Annotated in this window: 13 protein-coding genes and 1 tRNA gene; 10 read left to right on the top strand and 4 right to left on the bottom strand. The window is 69.3% G+C overall.

The features are described from left to right. Nucleotides 1-280: 280 nt before the first annotated feature. Both CCO03_RS16430 and hrcA read right to left on the bottom strand, forming a co-directional pair. A tRNA-Ile gene (locus CCO03_RS16430) sits at nucleotides 281-357 on the bottom strand. Nucleotides 358-405: 48 nt separating this feature from the next. Beyond that, entirely contained in the window at nucleotides 406-1,428 is a 1,023-nt protein-coding gene (gene hrcA / locus CCO03_RS16425) for a heat-inducible transcriptional repressor HrcA (protein ID WP_087282790.1), read from the bottom strand. A 79-nt stretch (nucleotides 1,429-1,507) separates the two neighbouring features. Here hrcA and CCO03_RS16420 point away from each other — a divergent pair, with 79 nt between their 5' ends. From CCO03_RS16420 to rapZ, 3 genes are all read left to right on the top strand, one after another. Then, nucleotides 1,508-2,404, top strand: coding sequence for an NAD kinase (locus CCO03_RS16420; protein WP_087284847.1), 897 nt, complete (start codon nucleotides 1,508-1,510; stop codon nucleotides 2,402-2,404). A gap of 103 nt (nucleotides 2,405-2,507) precedes the next feature. Further along, the gene (gene recN, locus CCO03_RS16415; RefSeq protein WP_087282788.1) at nucleotides 2,508-4,247 is read left to right on the top strand and encodes a DNA repair protein RecN; all 1,740 of its coding nucleotides are present in this window, start codon (nucleotides 2,508-2,510) and stop codon (nucleotides 4,245-4,247) included. Beyond that, nucleotides 4,244-5,110: an RNase adapter RapZ gene (gene rapZ / locus CCO03_RS16410; RefSeq protein ID WP_087282786.1), complete on the top strand. Its 867-nt coding sequence runs from the start codon at nucleotides 4,244-4,246 to the stop codon at nucleotides 5,108-5,110. The genes recN and rapZ overlap by 4 nt, the downstream gene beginning before the upstream one ends. A gap of 633 nt (nucleotides 5,111-5,743) precedes the next feature. Here the strand turns inward: rapZ and CCO03_RS16405 are convergent. Beyond that, on the bottom strand, nucleotides 5,744-7,036 hold the full coding sequence (locus CCO03_RS16405) for a DUF11 domain-containing protein (RefSeq protein ID WP_087282784.1): 1,293 nt from the start codon (nucleotides 7,034-7,036) through the stop codon (nucleotides 5,744-5,746). 508 nt (nucleotides 7,037-7,544) lie between these two features. On the opposite strand from CCO03_RS16405, the gene nadC reads away from it, so the two are divergent. Both nadC and CCO03_RS16395 read left to right on the top strand, forming a co-directional pair. Then, a complete protein-coding gene (gene nadC / locus CCO03_RS16400; protein WP_087282782.1) occupies nucleotides 7,545-8,426 on the top strand; it encodes a carboxylating nicotinate-nucleotide diphosphorylase in 882 nt (293 codons plus the stop codon). A gap of 81 nt (nucleotides 8,427-8,507) precedes the next feature. After that, on the top strand, nucleotides 8,508-9,689 hold the full coding sequence (locus tag CCO03_RS16395; protein WP_087282780.1) for a tripartite tricarboxylate transporter substrate binding protein: 1,182 nt from the start codon (nucleotides 8,508-8,510) through the stop codon (nucleotides 9,687-9,689). Between the two features lie 71 nt (nucleotides 9,690-9,760). Here CCO03_RS16395 and CCO03_RS16390 read toward each other — a convergent pair whose 3' ends face one another. Further along, nucleotides 9,761-11,044 (bottom strand): D-amino acid dehydrogenase, encoded by a 1,284-nt coding sequence (locus tag CCO03_RS16390; RefSeq protein WP_087284845.1) that lies wholly within the window; start codon nucleotides 11,042-11,044, stop codon nucleotides 9,761-9,763. A gap of 325 nt (nucleotides 11,045-11,369) precedes the next feature. Here CCO03_RS16390 and CCO03_RS16385 point away from each other — a divergent pair, with 325 nt between their 5' ends. The 5 genes from CCO03_RS16385 to CCO03_RS16365 all read left to right on the top strand — a co-directional run bounded on the left by CCO03_RS16385 (nucleotide 11,370) and on the right by CCO03_RS16365 (nucleotide 17,598). Then, nucleotides 11,370-12,266: a cysteine hydrolase family protein gene (locus tag CCO03_RS16385; protein ID WP_087282778.1), complete on the top strand. Its 897-nt coding sequence runs from the start codon at nucleotides 11,370-11,372 to the stop codon at nucleotides 12,264-12,266. Nucleotides 12,267-12,331: 65 nt separating this feature from the next. Continuing rightward, nucleotides 12,332-13,543, top strand: a complete 1,212-nt coding sequence (gene pncB, locus CCO03_RS16380; RefSeq protein WP_087284843.1) for a nicotinate phosphoribosyltransferase — start codon at nucleotides 12,332-12,334, stop codon at nucleotides 13,541-13,543. Between the two features lie 45 nt (nucleotides 13,544-13,588). Further along, on the top strand, nucleotides 13,589-15,289 hold the full coding sequence (locus CCO03_RS16375) for an NAD+ synthase (RefSeq protein WP_087282776.1): 1,701 nt from the start codon (nucleotides 13,589-13,591) through the stop codon (nucleotides 15,287-15,289). 262 nt (nucleotides 15,290-15,551) lie between these two features. Continuing rightward, nucleotides 15,552-16,457: an SDR family oxidoreductase gene (locus CCO03_RS16370; protein WP_205690324.1), complete on the top strand. Its 906-nt coding sequence runs from the start codon at nucleotides 15,552-15,554 to the stop codon at nucleotides 16,455-16,457. Between the two features lie 94 nt (nucleotides 16,458-16,551). After that, nucleotides 16,552-17,598, top strand: coding sequence for a bifunctional nicotinamide-nucleotide adenylyltransferase/Nudix hydroxylase (locus CCO03_RS16365; protein WP_087282772.1), 1,047 nt, complete (start codon nucleotides 16,552-16,554; stop codon nucleotides 17,596-17,598). The last annotated feature ends 85 nt before the right edge of the window (nucleotides 17,599-17,683 follow it).

The following is a 17,683-nucleotide window of genomic DNA, read 5'->3' as shown; positions in this document are numbered from 1 at the left end:
GGCGAGGTGCTGCGCGACCCTGGCTGACCGGGCCCTTTGAGGCTGAGGGGCAGGGAAGCACGGCCTGTGCGAGCAGGCGCACGCCGGTGTCATGCCCTTGGAGGTGCTGAAGAGGGGGACTGGGCCGGAGGGGCTTGGGGCTGGACCTGGAAGGGTCTGCTGTACCCGGTGGGATGCGCGGCCGGCTGGTGGCTGACGGGTGCGTCGCTTCGCGGAACACGTTGAGACGGTCCGCCGCGCCTCGCTGGCCTGGAAAGCCTTGGCGTGCAAGGGCTTCAGGTGGTAGGACGTGTTGGACTTGAACCAACGACCAAGGGATTATGAGTCCCCTGCTCTGACCAACTGAGCTAACGTCCCGAGAGCGCGGATTCTATCGGCACGCTGCCCGCGCTCAGCGCCCATGGCTCACCGCCCGTGGCTCAGGGCGTTGCCCACCAGGCGTGCGGTGATGTCGACGATTTCGATCATGCGGTGGTATTGCATGCGCGTGGGGCCGATGACGCCCAGCGTGCCCACGACCTGGCCATCGACCTCGTACGGGGCCGTGACCACCGACAGCTGCTCGACCGGCACGGTCATGCTTTCGCCGCCGATGTAGATGTTCACGCCTTCCCCCTTGGATGAGACGTCGAGCAGGCGGATGAGCTGCGCCTTTTGCTCGAACAGGTCGAAGGCCTTGCGCAGTTGCCCCATGTCCTGCGAGAGGTCGTTCACGGCCAGCAGGTTGCGCTCGCCCGCCACCACCACCTCGTCCTGGCCCTCGTTCAAGGCCTCGCTGCCGGCCAGCAGCGCGGCCTGCATCAGCGTGGTGATTTCGCTGCGCAGGGCGTCGGCCTCGTGCTGCAGCCGGTCGCGCACGGTTTCGATCGCCATGCCGGCGTAGTGGGCGTTGAGGTAGTTGGCGGCTTCGATGAGCTGCGCGGCCTCGTAGTCGACCTCGGGGTAGATGATGCGGTTTTGCACCTCGCCGTCGGGCGACACGATGATGACCAGCAGGCGGCGCTCGGACAGGCGCAGGAATTCGATGTGGCGAAACACCGAGGTGCGCTTGGGCGCGACGACCACGCCGACGAACTGCGACAGCTCGGACAGCAGGTTGGCCGCGCTGGAGATGACCTTGCCCGGCTGGTCGCCGCTGAGCTTTTGGGGCACGGCCGTGCCCGAGCGGGTCGCCAGGCCGCTGCCAATGGTGAGCATGGTGTCCACGAACAGGCGATAGCCCTTGGCGGTGGGGATGCGGCCGGCCGAGGTGTGCGGGCTGGCGATCAGGCCCAGCTCTTCGAGGTCGGCCATCACGTTGCGGATGGTGGCCGGCGAGAGCGACAAGCCGGACTGGCGCGAGAGCGTGCGCGAGCCCACCGGCTGCCCATCGGCGATGTAGTGCTCGACCAGGGTCTTCAGCAGCAGTCTTGCGCGTTCGTCCAACATGAATTCATTCTATGCATCCGGCCGTGCAGGGCCAGTCGCGCGTCACGGCGGGGCCGCCGAAACATGATGTAATTTGGCCATGTCCGTCAAATACCGTCGAGTCGGCCTCATCGGCAAATACAGCGATCCAGTCTCCGGCGCGGCCTTGCCCAGCACGCGGCAGAACCTGCTGGCCGTGAGCCAGCTGCTGGTCGAATTGGGGTGCGAAGTCATCCTGGAGCAGCAGAGCGCCGCGAACACCGGGGTATCGGGCTTTCGCGTCATGACGACGGAAGAGCTGGGTCAATACTGCGATGTGGCGGTGGTCATCGGCGGCGACGGCACCATGCTGGGCGCGGCCCGCGTGCTGGCGGCCTACGACCTGCCCTTGATCGGCATCAACCAGGGCCGCCTGGGCTTCATCACCGACATCGAGCTCAACAATTTCCACACGCCGCTGACGAACATGATCCGCGGCGCGGTCGAGGAAGACCGCCGCAGCCTCATCCACGGCAGCCTGTTCCGGGGCGGCGCCTGCCTGTTCGATGCCGTGGCGCTCAACGACGTGGTGGTCACGCGCGGCAGCACCTCGGCCATGGTCGAGCTGCGCGTGGAGATCGACGGGCACTTCGTCGCCAACCACCGCGCCGATGGCTTCATCATCGCTACGCCCACAGGGGCATCGGCCTATTCGCTGTCGGCCGGCGGGCCGCTTATCCACCCCTCGGTGGCGGGTTGGGCGCTGGTGCCGATCGCGCCGCACAACCTGTCGAACCGGCCCATCGTGTTGGCCGACACGGGCGAAATCCAGCTGGAGATCGTGGCCGCGCGCGAGGCCAGCGCCAGCTTCGACATGCAGGCCATCACCGCTTTGCAGGTGGGCGACCGGATCACCGCGCGCCGCTCGGCGCACCAGGCGATCTTTTTGCACGAGGCCGGCTGGAACTACTTTGACGTGCTGCGGCGCAAGCTGCACTGGAACGCGAGAAACGGATGACGCAGGTCATCGTTGTTGGCATGAACAGCAAGGGTATGCATTGATTTGCGTTGCACTGCAAACGGAAACATGGGCATACACCGATTGATTTGAACAACCCATCATGGCGCTGCTGAGTCTGGACTTGCGCGATTTCGTCATCGTGCGCGAGCTGAACCTGGATTTTTCCAACGGCTTCACGGTGCTCACGGGGGAGACCGGGGCCGGTAAATCCATCCTCATCGACGCGCTGCAGCTGGCGCTGGGGGCGCGCGCCGATGCCGGCGTGGTGCGCGAGGGCACGGCCCGTGCCGAGATCAGCGCCCGGTTTTCGATCGACGCACCGCAGGTGCAATGGTTGACCGAGAGCGGTTTCGACGTCGGCGGCGAAGAGCCCGCGGCGGCGCCCCAGGTGCTGCTGCGCCGCACCATCGATGCCCAAGGCAAGAGCCGCGCCTGGATCAACGGCAGTGCGGCCACCGCGACCCAGCTGCGCGAGCTCGGCGACCAGCTCATCGACATCCACGGCCAGCACGCCTGGCAAAGCCTGACGCGCCAGGCCGCGGTGCGCGAGCTGCTCGACGCGTTCGGCGCCGTGCAGACGGCAGCGGTGGGCCAGGCCTGGCAGACCTGGCGCGCGGCCCATGAGCGGCTGGCGCGTGCGACGGCCCAGCAGGCCTCGCTGGCGCAGGAGCGTGAACGCCTGATGTGGCAGATCGGCGAGCTTGAGCGGCTGAACCCGCAGGACGGCGAGTGGCCGCAGCTCAACGCCGACCACACGCGGCGCTCGCACGTGCAGGCCCTGATCGAGGCGGCCCAGGCCGTGTGCAACACGCTGGACGCCGAAGAAGGCGGCCGTGGCCGCGGCGCGGGCGGTGTGCTGAGCGAGGTGGGGCGCTGCGTGGACACGCTGTCCACGCAGGCCCACATCGAACCTGCGTTCACGCCGTTCATCGACCTGCTGAGCACGGGCCAGGCGCAATTCGAAGAGGCGCTGCACGGTTTGCGCGCCTACCTGCGCCACACCGACCACGACGACGACGGGCTGCAGGCGCTGGACGAGCGCGTGCAGGCCTGGCTGGGCCTGGCCAAGCGCTTCCGCGTCGCGCCCGAGGACCTGGCCAGCACCTGGCAGGGCTGGCGCCAGCAGTTGGCCGAGCTGGACGCCCAGAGCGACCTGGACGCGCTGCAACAGGCCGAGCAACGGGCCCGCACCGCGTACGACCGCGAGGCGCAGGCCTTGTCCCGCCTGCGCCACAAGGCCGCGCCGCGGCTGGCTGCCGAAGTGACCGATGCCATGCAGGCCCTGGGCATGGGCGGCGGCCGTTTCGAGGTGGCGTTGCGCGCGCAGGCGGCCACCAGCACCGGCATCGACGAGGTCGAGTTCCTGGTGGCGGGCCATGCCGGCGTGTCGCCCCGGCCCATCGGCAAGGTGGCCTCGGGGGGCGAGCTCTCGCGCATCGCGCTGGCGATTGCCGTGAAAACCAGCGCGCTGGGCCAGGCCCAGACGCTGATCTTCGACGAGGTGGATTCGGGCGTGGGCGGCGCCGTGGCCGAGTCGGTCGGCCGGCTGATGCAGCAGCTGGGCAGCGACCGCCAGGTGCTGGCCGTGACCCACCTGCCGCAGGTGGCGGCCGCGGCCGACCACCACGTGCTGGTCAGCAAGCAGGCGGTGGACGCCCAGACCTTCAGCTCGCTCAAGACGCTGGTGGCCGACGAGCGCGTGCAGGAGATTGCCCGCATGCTGGGTGGCAGCCAGATCACCCGCGCCACGCTGGACCATGCGCGCGAGCTGCTGGCGCCAGCGGCTGCCGCGTCCCCACCCCAGGTGGCCGCACGCGCCGGCAAACGGAGGTCGGCATGACCATGGACCTGGTGCTCATCACCGGCATGTCGGGCTCGGGCAAGTCCGTGGCCCTGAACGCGCTGGAAGACGTGGGCTACTACTGCGTGGACAACCTGCCGCCCGAGCTGCTGACCCAGCTGCTGACGCTGGCGCGCGAACGCCACCTGGCGCGCGTGGCCGTGGCCATGGACGTGCGCAGCGCGGCGTCGCTGCCGCAGTTGCCGCTGTTGCTGGCCAGCCTGAACCCGCGCGAGTACGTGCTGCGCTCGATCTTCCTGGACGCCAGCAACGAAACCCTGGTGCACCGCTACTCCGAAAGCCGACGGCGCCACCCGCTGTCGTCGCACGCCCTGGGCGACGACGTGCATGGGTTGATGGAGGCCATTGGCCTGGAGCGGGACATGCTGGGCGACATGCGCGAGCGGGCCCACGTCATCGACACCAGCTTCACCCGGGCCCAGCAGCTGCGCGGCTACGTGAAGGCCGTGGTGGAGGCGCCGGCCTCGGCGCTGACGCTGGTGTTCGAGTCCTTCGCGTTCAAGCGCGGCCTGCCGGTGTCGGCCGATTTCGTCTTCGACGTGCGCATGCTGCCCAACCCGCACTACGACCCCGTGCTGCGGCCGCTGACCGGGCGCGACCAGCCGGTCATCGAGTTCCTCGATCGCCAGCCCGAAGCCCAGCGCATGCGCGCGCAGGTGGCGCAGTTCGTGCGCGCCTGGCTGCAGCCGCTGGAGCAGGACCACCGCAGCTACGTCACCGTGGCCATCGGTTGCACTGGCGGGCAGCACCGCTCCGTCTACCTCGTCGAGCAGCTGGCGGAGGCGTTCCGGCACGAATGGACGACGCTCAAGCGCCACCGCGAGCTGGACGGCAAGGCCTGAGGGCGCCGGCCCGATCTGCGAGTGATGCGCCGCATGCGGCGCCGCAGGCCACGATGGCAGGCGATGGGCTCGCGGCTGGACTTGGAAGGCCTCAGGGTCGCTTCCGGATGAGGGCAGAGCGTCATCTTGACGCGGGTTGACCCGTTGGCGCAGGGTGGCAATAGGTATCCGGCGAATCCCATTGTCAACATGACGGGAATGGAGGATTACTCCCTGGTATGTGGATGAACGCACTGCAACCCATGGGCCGCATGGACCCGACGCGCGTCGCAGTCAGCCTGACCCGCGTGCGGGAGGCCGGCGCCGCCGTTCAGGTCACCGAACCGCCGAATCATCAAGACGGGGCGCGCGACATGGCCTTGTGGCCAGGGCAACGCACTCGTGCCGTTTCTGGGTGAAGCCGAAGCGTCAACGTTGACGTCAAATCAAAAGGGGTATCTGGCCATAACCGTTCGTTAAACAAAGGCCATGACCAATTACCCCTTGAATGGTCGCCCTGGCAGCCGAATCATGGCGTGTGCCGGCCGGTGCTCACTCCGGCTTCAGCTGCGCGCACGGTGGCTCATGAACCGCCTGGGTCAGCTGGGGCACCTGACAGGGCGCGCCACGGCTGTGCCGCGCCCGCCCTGCGCCTCAAGCGCGTGCGCGGCGCTTGGCGCGTGCGGCGTAGCCCCCCAGCGCGGCGGCCAATCCCAGCAGCATCCACGGCGAATCGGTGGGCACCGGCGTGGGCGCGGGGCCGGGCGGTACGCTGGCCGGGGTGTTGGTGTCGGTGGCGCTGTTGTTGTTGGGGTTGGGGTCGGTCACGCCGGCGGGTGGGGTCACTTGCACGGTGTTCACCAGGTTGCCCGTGAAGTCGGCGGGCACCTGCAGCGTCACCGTGTAGGTGGCGGACGTGCCGTTGGGGAGGTTGATGGTGTCGGTCAGGGCGCCGGTGCCGGCGTTCGTGCAGGTGGCTGCGCCCGTGGCGGTACAGGTCCAGCTGGCGTTGGTGATGCCCGCGGGCAAGGGGTCGCTCAGGGCGACGCCATCGGCATCGCTGGGGCCGGCGTTGCTGGCGACGATGGTGTAGACCACGGGGGTACCCGGTGTGTAGGTCGTGGCGCCGTCGGTCTTGGTGACGCCCAGGTCGGCCTGGGCCGAGGTGAGCACGTTGGCCGTGGGGCAGCTGGCGCCATCGTTGTTGCCCGAGGCCGGTGCACCGGACAGCAGGGTGCGTGCCCCCGTCGTCAGGCTGATCTGGAAAAAACCGGCGCCGCTGTTGGCCACGCCGAACAGGCCATTGGGCCCCGAGAACTGCGCGCCCAGCACGCCGCCGGTGTTGTCGGGCGCGCCAATGGCGGTCACCGTGCCGGTGGCCGGATCGATGGCATAAAGCTGCCCATCGTCGGCCGAGGCGTAGAGCAGGCCGCTCACCCAGCCCATGTCGGAGATCGTGATGCTCTGGGACAGCGTCGTGGCCGTGGCGGTGGGTGTGGCCGCGGTGGGGTCGATGGTGTAGAGGGTGTTGGTGTTGCCGACCGGCTTCACGTAGTACAGGTTGTTGGTGCCGATGGTGCCGGCGTTGTAGCTGGCGACGGGCAGACCGGCCACAGCACCCACGGTGGTGACGACGCCGGTGGTCTGGTTGATCCGCAGCAGGGTGTTGCTGCTGGTCTGCAGGCCGTAGAGGTCGCCGTTGGTGTGGTGGCCCAAGGCGTTGTAGGTCATGGGCGCCGCGCTGCCGACCGCCTGGAAGTTGACCGGGAAGGCGCTGTGGAGGAGCGTGGTGGGCGTGTTTTGCGAGATGAAGAGGGTGCCGTCGCAGGACTGCGCCCAGACGTTGGTGGAGGCGGTGGCCAGGACCACGGTGAGGCCTGCCAGGCGGGACAGGGACGACAGGCGTTGACGCGAGGACAACGCGGAAGAGGGGGCGCTCAGGGGCATGGGGGCTCCGGGACGGGGGGCTCGGTGCAGGACCGAATGGGTTGAGAAGGCCCGCGTATCAAGACGCGGGCGCCGCGAAAACAGCTCGACGTGCAGCTCCCAACCAGGCAGACCTGCGATGCCGGGGGCGTCAACCCTGGGGTTGGGCCTAGCCCATGCATCGTCTTGCAACGTCAAAGGTCAAAAATATACAAAAGTAAGTCCATTGGGTTAATAAATTTCACACCCGCTGTGGCGCAGCCGCGACTGTCGGGGCGGTGTGGGCAGGCCGCGGGGCGCGACGCGACTTGACGCGAGCGGCGAGTTGACCCGTGGTGCGCGGGTCGGCCCCCGACGCGCTTGTGCGTCGAATTCGCGTGGGCGTGCGTGAGGGCGAGGGGTGAACAGGCCCAAGCCGAGGCGGATGCGCGCAGGCGACTGGCGGCCATCGACACCCCTTATGCTCGCTGTTAGCATAAGTCCAGGCGCGCCACCGCGGCGCTCGTTTTTGGATTTGAAAATACTCAAAATGAGCATTAAAAACACTGCCCTAGGTGAGCGCCTGCCGGTGCCCCCCTTGCCCGACCTGATGCTGGAGCCGCTGGTGCGGATGGCTTTGCTCGAAGACCTGGGCCGGGCCGGCGACCTGACGACCGATGCCATCGTGCCCGTCGATGCCCAGGCGACCTTGCGCCTGGTGGCGCGCGAGGTCGGGGTGCTGGCCGGGCTGGACCTGGCGCGGCTGGCGTTTGGGCTGATGGGTGCCGGCCGGTTCGAGGCGTCGCTGGCCGATGGGGCCGCCTTGGCGCCCGGCGCCGAGATCGCACGCATCGCCGGCCCGGCGCGCGCCATCCTCAGTGCGGAGCGTGTGGCCTTGAACTACCTGTGCCACCTGAGCGGCGTGGCCAGCAGCACGGCGTCCATCGCGCAGGCGATCGCGCGGGCCGGGCACGCCACGCGGGTGACCTGCACGCGCAAGACCCTGCCGGGCCTGCGTGCGCTGCAGAAACATGCCGTGCGCGTGGGCGGCGGCAGCAACCACCGCTTCGGGCTGGACGACGCCGTGCTCATCAAGGACAACCACATCGCCCTGGCCGGCGATGTGCAGACCGCCGTGGCGCGCGCCCGCGCCGGGGTGGGCCACATGGTCAAGGTCGAGCTGGAGGTGGACACGCTGGCGCAGCTGGAGACGGCGCTGTCGCTGGGCGTGGACGTGGTACTGCTCGACAACATGAGCCTGGACGACCTGCGCACGGCGGTGGCCATGTGCCGGGGCCGAGCCATCACCGAGGCTTCGGGTCGCATCACGCCCGACACGGCCGCCGCGGTGGCCGCCACCGGGGTCGATCAGATCGCCGTGGGCTGGATCACGCACAGCGCGCGCGTGCTCGACATCGGCCTGGACGCCTGAGCCATGGCACCGGCATCGCACAGGGCACGGCACCGCAGCGCGCCATCGGCTGTGACCCACGGCGACGGCGGACCGCGCTGGATGGTGCATGCGACCCAGGCCGTGCAGCGGTTGGCGGCGCGGTGGGTGGGCTGGCGGCCCGGCGTCGGCGCCAGTTTGCTGACGGGTCTGCTGGCGACGGCCGTCCATGCGGCGAGCCCGGTCGGCCCGGGTGTCGCTGCGAGTGGCGCCTCGTCACCGGCGGCCGCGCGCGTGGCGTCGACCACGGTGCCGGGCGCGGTCCCTGGCGTCCCTTCGGTTCGAGGCGCGGCCACGGCCACGGCAACGGCCACGGCCGGGACATCGTCGGCGGCCTCGGCCACGCTGCGGCCCACGGGCAAGCCGCTCACCATCGTGGTCACCTTTCCGCCGGGCGGTGGCACCGACCTGCTGGCGCGCCGGCTGGGCGCCGAGCTGCAAACCCGCCTGGGCCAAACCGTGCTGGTCGAAAACCGGCCCGGCGCCAGCGGCAACATCGGCGCGCAGCACGTGGCGCAGGCCGCGCCCGATGGCCAGACACTGCTGATGGTCAACAGCTCGTTCGCGATCAACCCCGGCGTGTACCAGAAGCTCGATTTCGATCCCCAGCGCGATTTCACGGCCGTGGTCAACGCCGGCTTCATCGCCTCGGTGCTGGTGGTGCCGGCCGACAGCGCGCTGCACAGCCTGGAGGACGCGTTGGCCGCGGCCCGCAGCGCCGACCGTCCCCTGGCCTTTGCCTCGTGCGGCAACGGCACGCCGCAGCACCTGGCCGGCGAAATGCTGGCGCAGGCCACCCGCAGCCACTGGCAACACGTGCCCTACAAGGGCTGCGGCCCGGCCATCACCGCCGTGGCGGCCGGCCAGGTGCCGGCAGGCCTGGTCACGGCCAGCAGCGCCTCGGCCATGATGGCCGGTGGCCGCGTGCGAGCCCTGGCCATCACCTCGCCCAAGCGCCTGCCGCAGTTGGCTCAGGTGCCCACCGTGGCCGAGCAGGGCGTGCCGGGGTTCGACGTGGAGCAGTGGCACGGCCTGCTGGCGCCTGCGGGCACACCGGCGGCCGTGGTGGCGCGGCTGCACCAGGCCGCGCAACTGGCCCTGCAGGGCCAGGCCATGCGTCAGTTGCTGGACGAGCAGGGCTACAGCGCGGCCACGGGTTCGCCGGCAGCCTTCCAGGCGCTGATCCTGGCCGACATGGACCGCTACGCGGCCGTCACGCGCAAGCTGGGTTTGCGGGTGGATTGACGACAAAGGCAGTATGCCTGGGTTGCCGTTTCAACATCATCGGCAACACCTGCATACTGCCTTGTGGAGATTCACAGGCGAAACCAGTTCGCATCCAGCGCCGTGGCGCGGCCGGCCATGCGGTCGGCCAGCAGCGCCGCGCTGCCCGCGGCCAGCGTGAAGCCCAGCGCGCCGTGGCCCAGGTGCAGCCAGGCGTTGTCCAGCCCCGGCACGCGGTCCACCACGGGCTTGCCGTCGGCGCGGGCGGGGCGCAGGCCGGCCCAGGGCGTGGGCTCGCCGCGCGCCTTCAGCTGTGGCAGGAAGTCGGCCACCTGCGCCTTCAGGGTGGCGATGCGATCGGGGGCGATGGCCAGGCTGTCGTTGCCCATGTCCACCATGCCCGCCACGCGCAGGCGCGGCCCCAGGCGTGCGTACACCACCTTGTTGTGGGTGTCCGTCACGCTGACCCGGGGCGCCTGGCTGTCCGGCCCCAGCACGTAGGTCAGGCTGTAGCCCTTCAAGGCCGCCAGACCGGCGTTTACGCCCAGCATGCGGGCCAGGCGCTGGCTGCCCATGCCCGCGGCCAGCACCACGCGGTCGGCCGCCAGCGGCCCGGCGCTGGTCTGCACGGCCACCACACGCCCCCCGCGCTGCGCAAAGCCGCGCACCGACAGGCCGTAGCGGAACTCCACGGCGCCAGCGCGGGCGGTGTCGGCCCCGGCGCTGCCAGCGGGGTCCTGGCGCAGCACGCGCTCGAGCTCCTGGCACAGCAGGTGGCAGTCGCCCGCCTCTTCAGATGGCGTGTCGATGCCGCCCACCAGCCGCTGGCCCACGCCCGCCAGCGCCGGCTCGCGCGCCACGCACTCGGCGCCGGTCAGCGCGGTCTGCTGGCAGCCCAGCTCGGCCTGGAAGGCCATCTGCGCCCTGGCGCCTTCGAAGGCGGCTTCATCCTGGTAGACGACCAGCTTGCCCGCGCGCGTGAAGTCGAACTGCAGGGCGTGCTCGGCCATCAGCGCGTGCAGCCGCTCGCGGCTGGCCGCGCCCAGCTGCAGCAGCTCGCGCGTGGTCTGCTGCGCCTGCGGCGCGTTGCAGGCCGCCAGGAACTTCAGGCCCCACTGCCATTGCGCGGGGCTGGCGCGCAGCCGCAGGTGCAGCGGCGAATCCTTGCCCCAGACCATGCCGGGCAGCTTGGCCAGCACCGACGGCTCGGCCAGCGGGGCGACGAAGCTGTAGCTCAGCTGCGCGCCGTTGCCGTAGCTGGTGGCCTGGCCGGGGCCGGGCAGGGCGTCGATCACCGTCACGGTGTCGCCCTCGCGGGCCAGGTGGTAGGCCGTCATCAGGCCCACGATGCCGGCGCCGATCACCACCGTGCTCATGACGGCCTCCCGGCGCGGGCGCGACGGCGCGGTGCGGCGGCATGCGCGCGCGGGCATGCCGGGAGCCAAGCAAGTGAACAGGGCGCTGCGTGCAAAGGCATGGCCAGGGTCTCCTCAGGGTTCCGATCACCGCAGCCTAACACCGGCGGCCTGCACGGCCGAGGCGGGCCTGGCCTGGCCAGGTCGCGGCCACGGCATGCGTGGCGTCGGCTTCGGCGCGACGCGTGGCCCATGTCGCAGGGGTGCTCATTTGTTAGTTCATAAAATGAACTAACTGAGCTACACTGTCCGTCAGATGCCACACAATGCACGAGGAGCTTCCTGCATGACACACGCCATCCCCGCCCAGCGCCCCGCCAGCCGTGCACGCGTTCAGCTGCTGCTCATCGATCCGCAGAACGATTTCTGCGACCTGCCCGCCACCTGGTGGGGCCGTGATGCCCTCAGCGGCGAGGCCGTGGCGCCCAGCCTGCCCGTGGCGGGCGCACATGCCGACATGCAGCGCCTGGCCGGCTGGCTGCGCCAGCATGGCGCGCAGCTGGACGCGATCACGGTCACGCTGGATTCGCACCAGCGCATCGACATCGCCCACCCTGGTTTCTGGCGCACGCGGTCGGGCGATGCGGTGGCGCCGTTCACGGCCATCACCGCCGCTCAGGTCAGATCGGGTGAGTATCGGCCTGTTCGCGATGACGATGTATCGCGCGTCCTGGCATACCTCGATCAACTCGAAGTGCAGGGCCGCTACACCCACATGGTGTGGCCCGTGCACTGCGAGGTCGGCCGCTTTGGCCATGGCGTGCACGCGGCGCTGGCCGAGGCCCTGGCCGACTGGCAACTGGCGCGGGGCCAGGCGGTCCGCCACGTCTTCAAGGGCCTGAACCCCTGGACCGAGCACTACAGCGCCTTCCTGGCCGAGGTGCCCGATGCCGGCGACCCGGCCACGGCGCTCAACACGCGGCTGCTCGCCGAGCTGGATGCGGCCGACTGCCTCATCGTGGCGGGCGAGGCCGGCAGCCACTGCGTGCGCGCGAGCTGCGAACACCTGGTGCAATACTTGCCGTCTGGCCGACCCGAGCGGCTGGTGCTGCTGACCGACTGCATGAGCCCGGTGGCGGGCTTCGAGGCCGCGCAGGCCGACTTCCTGCAGGCCATGCGCGCACACGGCGTGCGCCTGGCTACCAGTACCGACGATCTGAGCGCTGTGGTGACCAGCATGTGACGGTTGCCGTCCTGTTGACCACGAGCACAGATCCATACCCCTTGTCCTGATTGTTTCCATCGGCCATGCCATCGCCTTCGCCCATCATCACCAGCCTGCTGGACACCGACCTGTACAAGTTCACGATGTGGCAGGCCATGCTGCACCGCAACCCGCAAACCCAGGCCGAGTACACCTTCGTCTGCCGCAACCGGCCCGAGTACCCGCTGACCGAGCTGCTGGGCCACCTGAACCAGGAGCTGGATGCGCTGTGCGCGCTGCGCTTCACGCCGGGTGAGCTGGCCTACATCGGCAGCCTGCGCTTCATGAAGAGCGACTTCATCGACTTCCTGCGCATCTTCCAGCTGCAGCGCAGCTTCATCCACGCCTGGGCCGATGGCGACACCCTGCACATCGAGGCGCGCGGCCCCCAGGTGCACGTGATGCCGTTCGAGATCTACGTGCTGGCCATCGTCAACGAGCTGTATTTCCGCCGCTTCGACGAAACGCGGGCCCTGGACCAAGGCCGGCAGCGCCTGGCCGTGAAGATCGAGCGCCTGAAGGAGCTGGGCCGCGAGACCAGCCGCACGCACCCGTTCGAGCTGTTCGACTTTGGCGTGCGCCGCCGCTACGCGCGCGAATGGCACCGCGAGGTGGTCTCGGCCTTCGCGCAGCAGACGCCGCAGTGGTTCAAGGGCACCTCCGACGTGCTGCTGGCCAAGGAGCTGAACCTGGTGCCCATCGGCACCATGGCGCACGAGTACCTGCAGAGCTACCAGGCCCAGGGCGTGCGCCTGCGCGACTTCCAGATCGCCGCGCTCGAGGACTGGGTGCAGGAGTACCGGGGCGACCTGGGCATTGCACTGACCGACACCGTGGGCATGGACGCCTTCCTGGCCGATTTCGACCTGTACTTCGCCAAGCTGTTCGACGGCCTGCGCCACGACTCGGGCGACCCGATTGCCTGGGGCGAGAAAGCCATCGCGCATTACGAGAAGCTGCGCATCAAGCCCGAGACCAAGCGGCTGGTGTTTTCGGATGGGCTGAACCTGGACCGGGCGCTGGCGCTGTACGAGCATTTCGGCGACCGCATCCAGCTGGGCTTCGGCATTGGCACCAGCCTGACCAACGACGTGGGCCTGACGCCGATCAACATCGTCATGAAGCTCACCCACGCCAACGGTCAGCCCGTGGCCAAGATCTCCGATTCGCCCGGCAAGACGATGTGCGACGACGAGACCTACCTGGCCTATTTGCGGCAGGTCTTCAGTATCCCCGAGCCCGCGATGAGCAAGTAACGCGGACTACCCCATACCCCATTCCATCTTCACGGTTCAATCACGATGCTGCGCGTCACCCTGGCCCAACTCAACCACACCATTGGCGACATCGCCGGCAACATCGCGCGCATGCGCGCCGCTGCGGCGCAGGCCGCGGCCGAGCACGCCGACATGGTGGTGTTTTCCGAACTCTCGCTGACCGGCTACTACCCCGGCGACCTGCTCGACGAGCCGCCGTTTTTGCAGCGCGTGCACGACGGGCTGGAGCAGCTCAAGGCCGCGACGCGCGAGCTGCCCGACCTGCACTGGGTGGTGGGCGCGCCCACGCACGCCTTGCAACCGGGCAAGAAGCTGCACAACAGCCTGCTGGTCATCAAGAACGGCGAGGTGCTGCTGCGCTACGCCAAGCAGCTGCTGCCCACCTACAACATCTTCGACGAGCACCGCCACTTCGAGCCCGGCCCCGACCGCGCCCAGGTGCTGCGGGTGGGCGACACGCAGGTCGGCTTCCTGATCTGCGAAGACGGCTGGAACGACAGCGGCGTTGATTACGCCACCAACCCGCTGGTGCGCATGGGCGACGCGGCGCCCGACCTGGTCGTGAGCATCAACGCCAGCCCCTCGCACCTGGACAAGCGCGAGCAGCGCCACCAGGTGTTCAGCCAGGCCGCCACCCGCCACAAGCTGCCCGTGCTGTTCGTCAACCAGGTGGGCGGACATGACCAGATCGTGTTCGACGGCGCCTCGTTCGCCGTCGAGCCCGGTGCCGGCGTGGTGTTCGAGGCCCGGCGTTTCGAAGAAGACGTGCGCACGCTGCAGTTCGCGAACGGCCACTTCCGCCTGAACGACGGTCAGGCGCCCGAGCCCGTGCCCGCGCAAGGCATGCCCACCATGGCGTTTTACCGCGCGCAGATCGTGCTGGGCTTGCGCGACTATGCGCGCCGCTGCGGCTTCAAGCGCATCGTGGTGGGCAGCTCAGGCGGCATCGATTCGGCGCTGACGCTGGCGCTGGCCGTCGATGCCATCGGCGCCGAGAACGTGATCGGCGTGACCATGCCCTCGCGCTACTCCAGCGCCGGCTCGGTCGATGACTCGGTCGACCTGTGCCGCAACCTCGGCATCCAGCTTTACACCCACCCCATCGCCGAGCTCGTGGCCGAGTACCACGCCCAGTACCAAAAAGCCTTCGGTGCCGAGCTGACGGGCCTGGCGGCCGAGAACCAGCAGGCGCGCATCCGTGGCGTCATCCTCATGGAGTACAGCAACGCCAACGGCCACCTGCTGCTGACCACGGGCAACAAGTCCGAGGTCTCGGTCGGCTACTGCACGCTGTACGGCGACACCAACGGCGGCCTCGGCTTGCTGGGCGACCTCTACAAAACCGAGGTGTTCGAGCTGTCGCGCCACATCAACGAGGCCGCAGGCCGCGAGCTCATCCCGCAGGCCGTCATCGACAAGCCGCCCTCGGCCGAGCTGGCGCCGGGCCAGAAGGACGAGGACAGCCTGCCGCCATACCCCGTGCTGGACGAGATCCTCAAGCTGCTCATCGAGGGCGAGCGCCTGTCGACGCGCGAGTACGAGGCGGCCAAGGCCTTTGTCGCGCAGCTGAGCCTGAGCGAAGACGGCCGCGCCACCGTGGACCGCGTGCGTCGCCTCATCCACCGCAGCGAGTACAAGCGCCGCCAGGCCCCGCCCATGCTGCGCCTGCGCCCGCGCGCCTTCGGCACGGGCCGGCAGATGCCCATCGCCGCGCATTACGACTGACGGATGAGGTTGGTAGTATGGGTGTGTTCCCGATGTTGACAAAATGCGGATGAGCCCATACTCATGCTTAGGTTGTTGAGCAGGACAGGGGTGGCCCGGCGCTGAACCCAGGCCCAGGCGACGGCGAAGCCAAGGCCAAAGCCAAAGCCAAGGCCTTCGCCGCCTACCCGGTGCTGCGCGCGGCCTGTCGCCTGCCAGCCCGTGCCGTTCCAGGCCGCCGGCTGGCGCCCCTCCCCGTTGTGCCATCCCCTGAAAGTCGCTGATGCCTGACACCCGCTACCACTCCGTTTTTGCGCCTGGCCTGTTCGCGGGCCAGACCCTCGTCGTGACCGGTGGCGGCTCGGGCATCGGCCGCTGCACCGCGCATGAGCTGGCGGCCCTGGGCGCCCACGTGGTGCTGGTGGGCCGCAACACCGACAAGCTGCAGGCCACGGCGGCCGAGATCGCGGGCGATGGCGGCCAGGTCAGCTGGCAGGCGTGCGACATCCGCCAGGAAGCCGCCGTGCAGGCCATGGTCGCGGCCATCGTGGCCGAGCGCGGGCGCATCCACGGCCTGGTGAACAACGCAGGCGGCCAGTACATCACGCCGCTGGAGGCCATCAGCGCCAAGGGCTGGGACGCGGTACTCGCCACCAACCTGACCGGCGGTTTCCTGGTGGCGCGCGAGTGCCTGGTGCAGTCCATGGGCGTGCACGGCGGCGCCATCGTGAACATCGTGGCCGACATGTGGGGCTCCATGCCCGGCATGGGCCACAGCGGCGCGGCCCGCGCGGGCATGGTCAGTTTCACCGAAACGGCGGCCGTCGAATGGGCGGCGCGCGGCGTGCGCGTGAACGCGGTGGCGCCCGGCTACATCGCCTCCAGCGGCATGGACCACTACCCGCCCGAAGCCGGCGACATGCTGCGCGCGATGCGGCAGACCGTGCCCCTGGGCCGCTTCGGCACCGAGGCCGAAACCTCGGCCGCGATCGCCTTCCTGCTCAGCCCCGCGGCCAGCTTCATCAGCGGCACCGTGCTGCGCGTCGACGGCGCGCGGCCCCAGGTGCGCATGGGCTGGGGTTCGCCCGTGGCCGACGAGGCGGCGCAGCAGCGCGAGGCCATCCGGCCGTTCGACGGCTTTCACCGGGCGGCCACGCCCAAGGTGTTTGGCGGGGGCGCGCCGAGCTGATTTGAGATTCAGGAGTATGCAGAGGTTCTCGTTTTCAGTGAAAAGGGAACAGGTTGATACTCCGAAACATTGACGGAATTCCATGACTGCATTTTTGAACTCGGCGGCCGTGCTCATCGGCCGGTTCCAGCCCGTCCACAGCGGCCACATGGCGCTGCTGCGGCATGCGCTCACGCTGGCGCCCCGCGTGGCGGTGGTGCTGGGCTCGGCGTTTCAGGCGCGCAGCCCCAAGAACCCGTTCACCTGGCAGGAGCGGGCCGACAGCATGCTGGCCGCCTTGCCCGAAGCCGACCGCGCCCGCGTGGCCTTTGTGCCGGTGCGCGACTACTACAACAACGCGCGCTGGGTGCGCGCCGTGCAGCGTGGCGTGCGCGAGCTGCTGGGGCAGGACGGCAAGGACGTGGTGCTGGTCGGCCATTTCAAGGATGCAAGCAGCGATTACCTGGACGACTTTCCGCGCTGGCGCCTGGTGTCGCTGCCGCGCCAGGGGCGCATGGATGCCACCACCGTGCGCGATGCCTGGCTGAATGCCGAGCCGGCGCAGGCGGCGCAGGCGGCGCGCGCGGCGCTGGCGCCCGTGGCCGATGAGCTGCCGCCCACGGTGCTGGATGAGCTGGTCGCGTTCGCGCAGACGCCGGCGTTTGCGGCCCTGCAGCAGGAGTGGCGCATGCTGCGCGGCTACAAGGCGGCGTGGGCCACGGCGCCATACCCCCCGGTGTTCGTCACCGTGGACGCCTTGATCCGCTGGGGCGCCGACGTGTTGCTCATCGAGCGCGGCCATGCGCCTGGCAAAGGCCTGCTGGCCCTGCCGGGCGGCTTCGTCGAACCCCGCGACACGCTGTGGGAAGCCTGCCTGCGCGAGCTGGCCGAGGAGACCAGCCTGGCGGTGCCCGAAGCCGTGCTGCAACGCGCACTGGAGAAGGTGCAGGTGTTCGACCACCCCGACCGCAGCCAGCGCGGTCGCACCATCACCCACGTGCACGCGTTTGACCTGAGCAGCCGCGAGCGGCCCCAGGTGCAAGCCGGCGACGATGCGGCGCGCACGCTGTGGGTGCCGGTGCGCGATCTGGTGGCGATGGAAGCGCGCTTCTTCGAAGACCATTTCCACATCCTCAATCAGTTTCTGCAACTGACCGAGTGAGCGGGCGGCAGCGTCTCCTTGGTTCGCCCGCGCCTGTCGTCATGGGGACCGCGCCTCACCACCCGAGAGGACGCCAAGTGCTCAG

Source organism: Comamonas serinivorans (assembly GCF_002158865.1).
In the GTDB taxonomy this organism is placed as follows: domain Bacteria; phylum Pseudomonadota; class Gammaproteobacteria; order Burkholderiales; family Burkholderiaceae_C; genus Comamonas_E; species Comamonas_E serinivorans.
The sequence above is the reverse complement of the archived record's forward strand: the minus strand, read 5'-3'. Positions and strand labels throughout refer to the sequence as shown.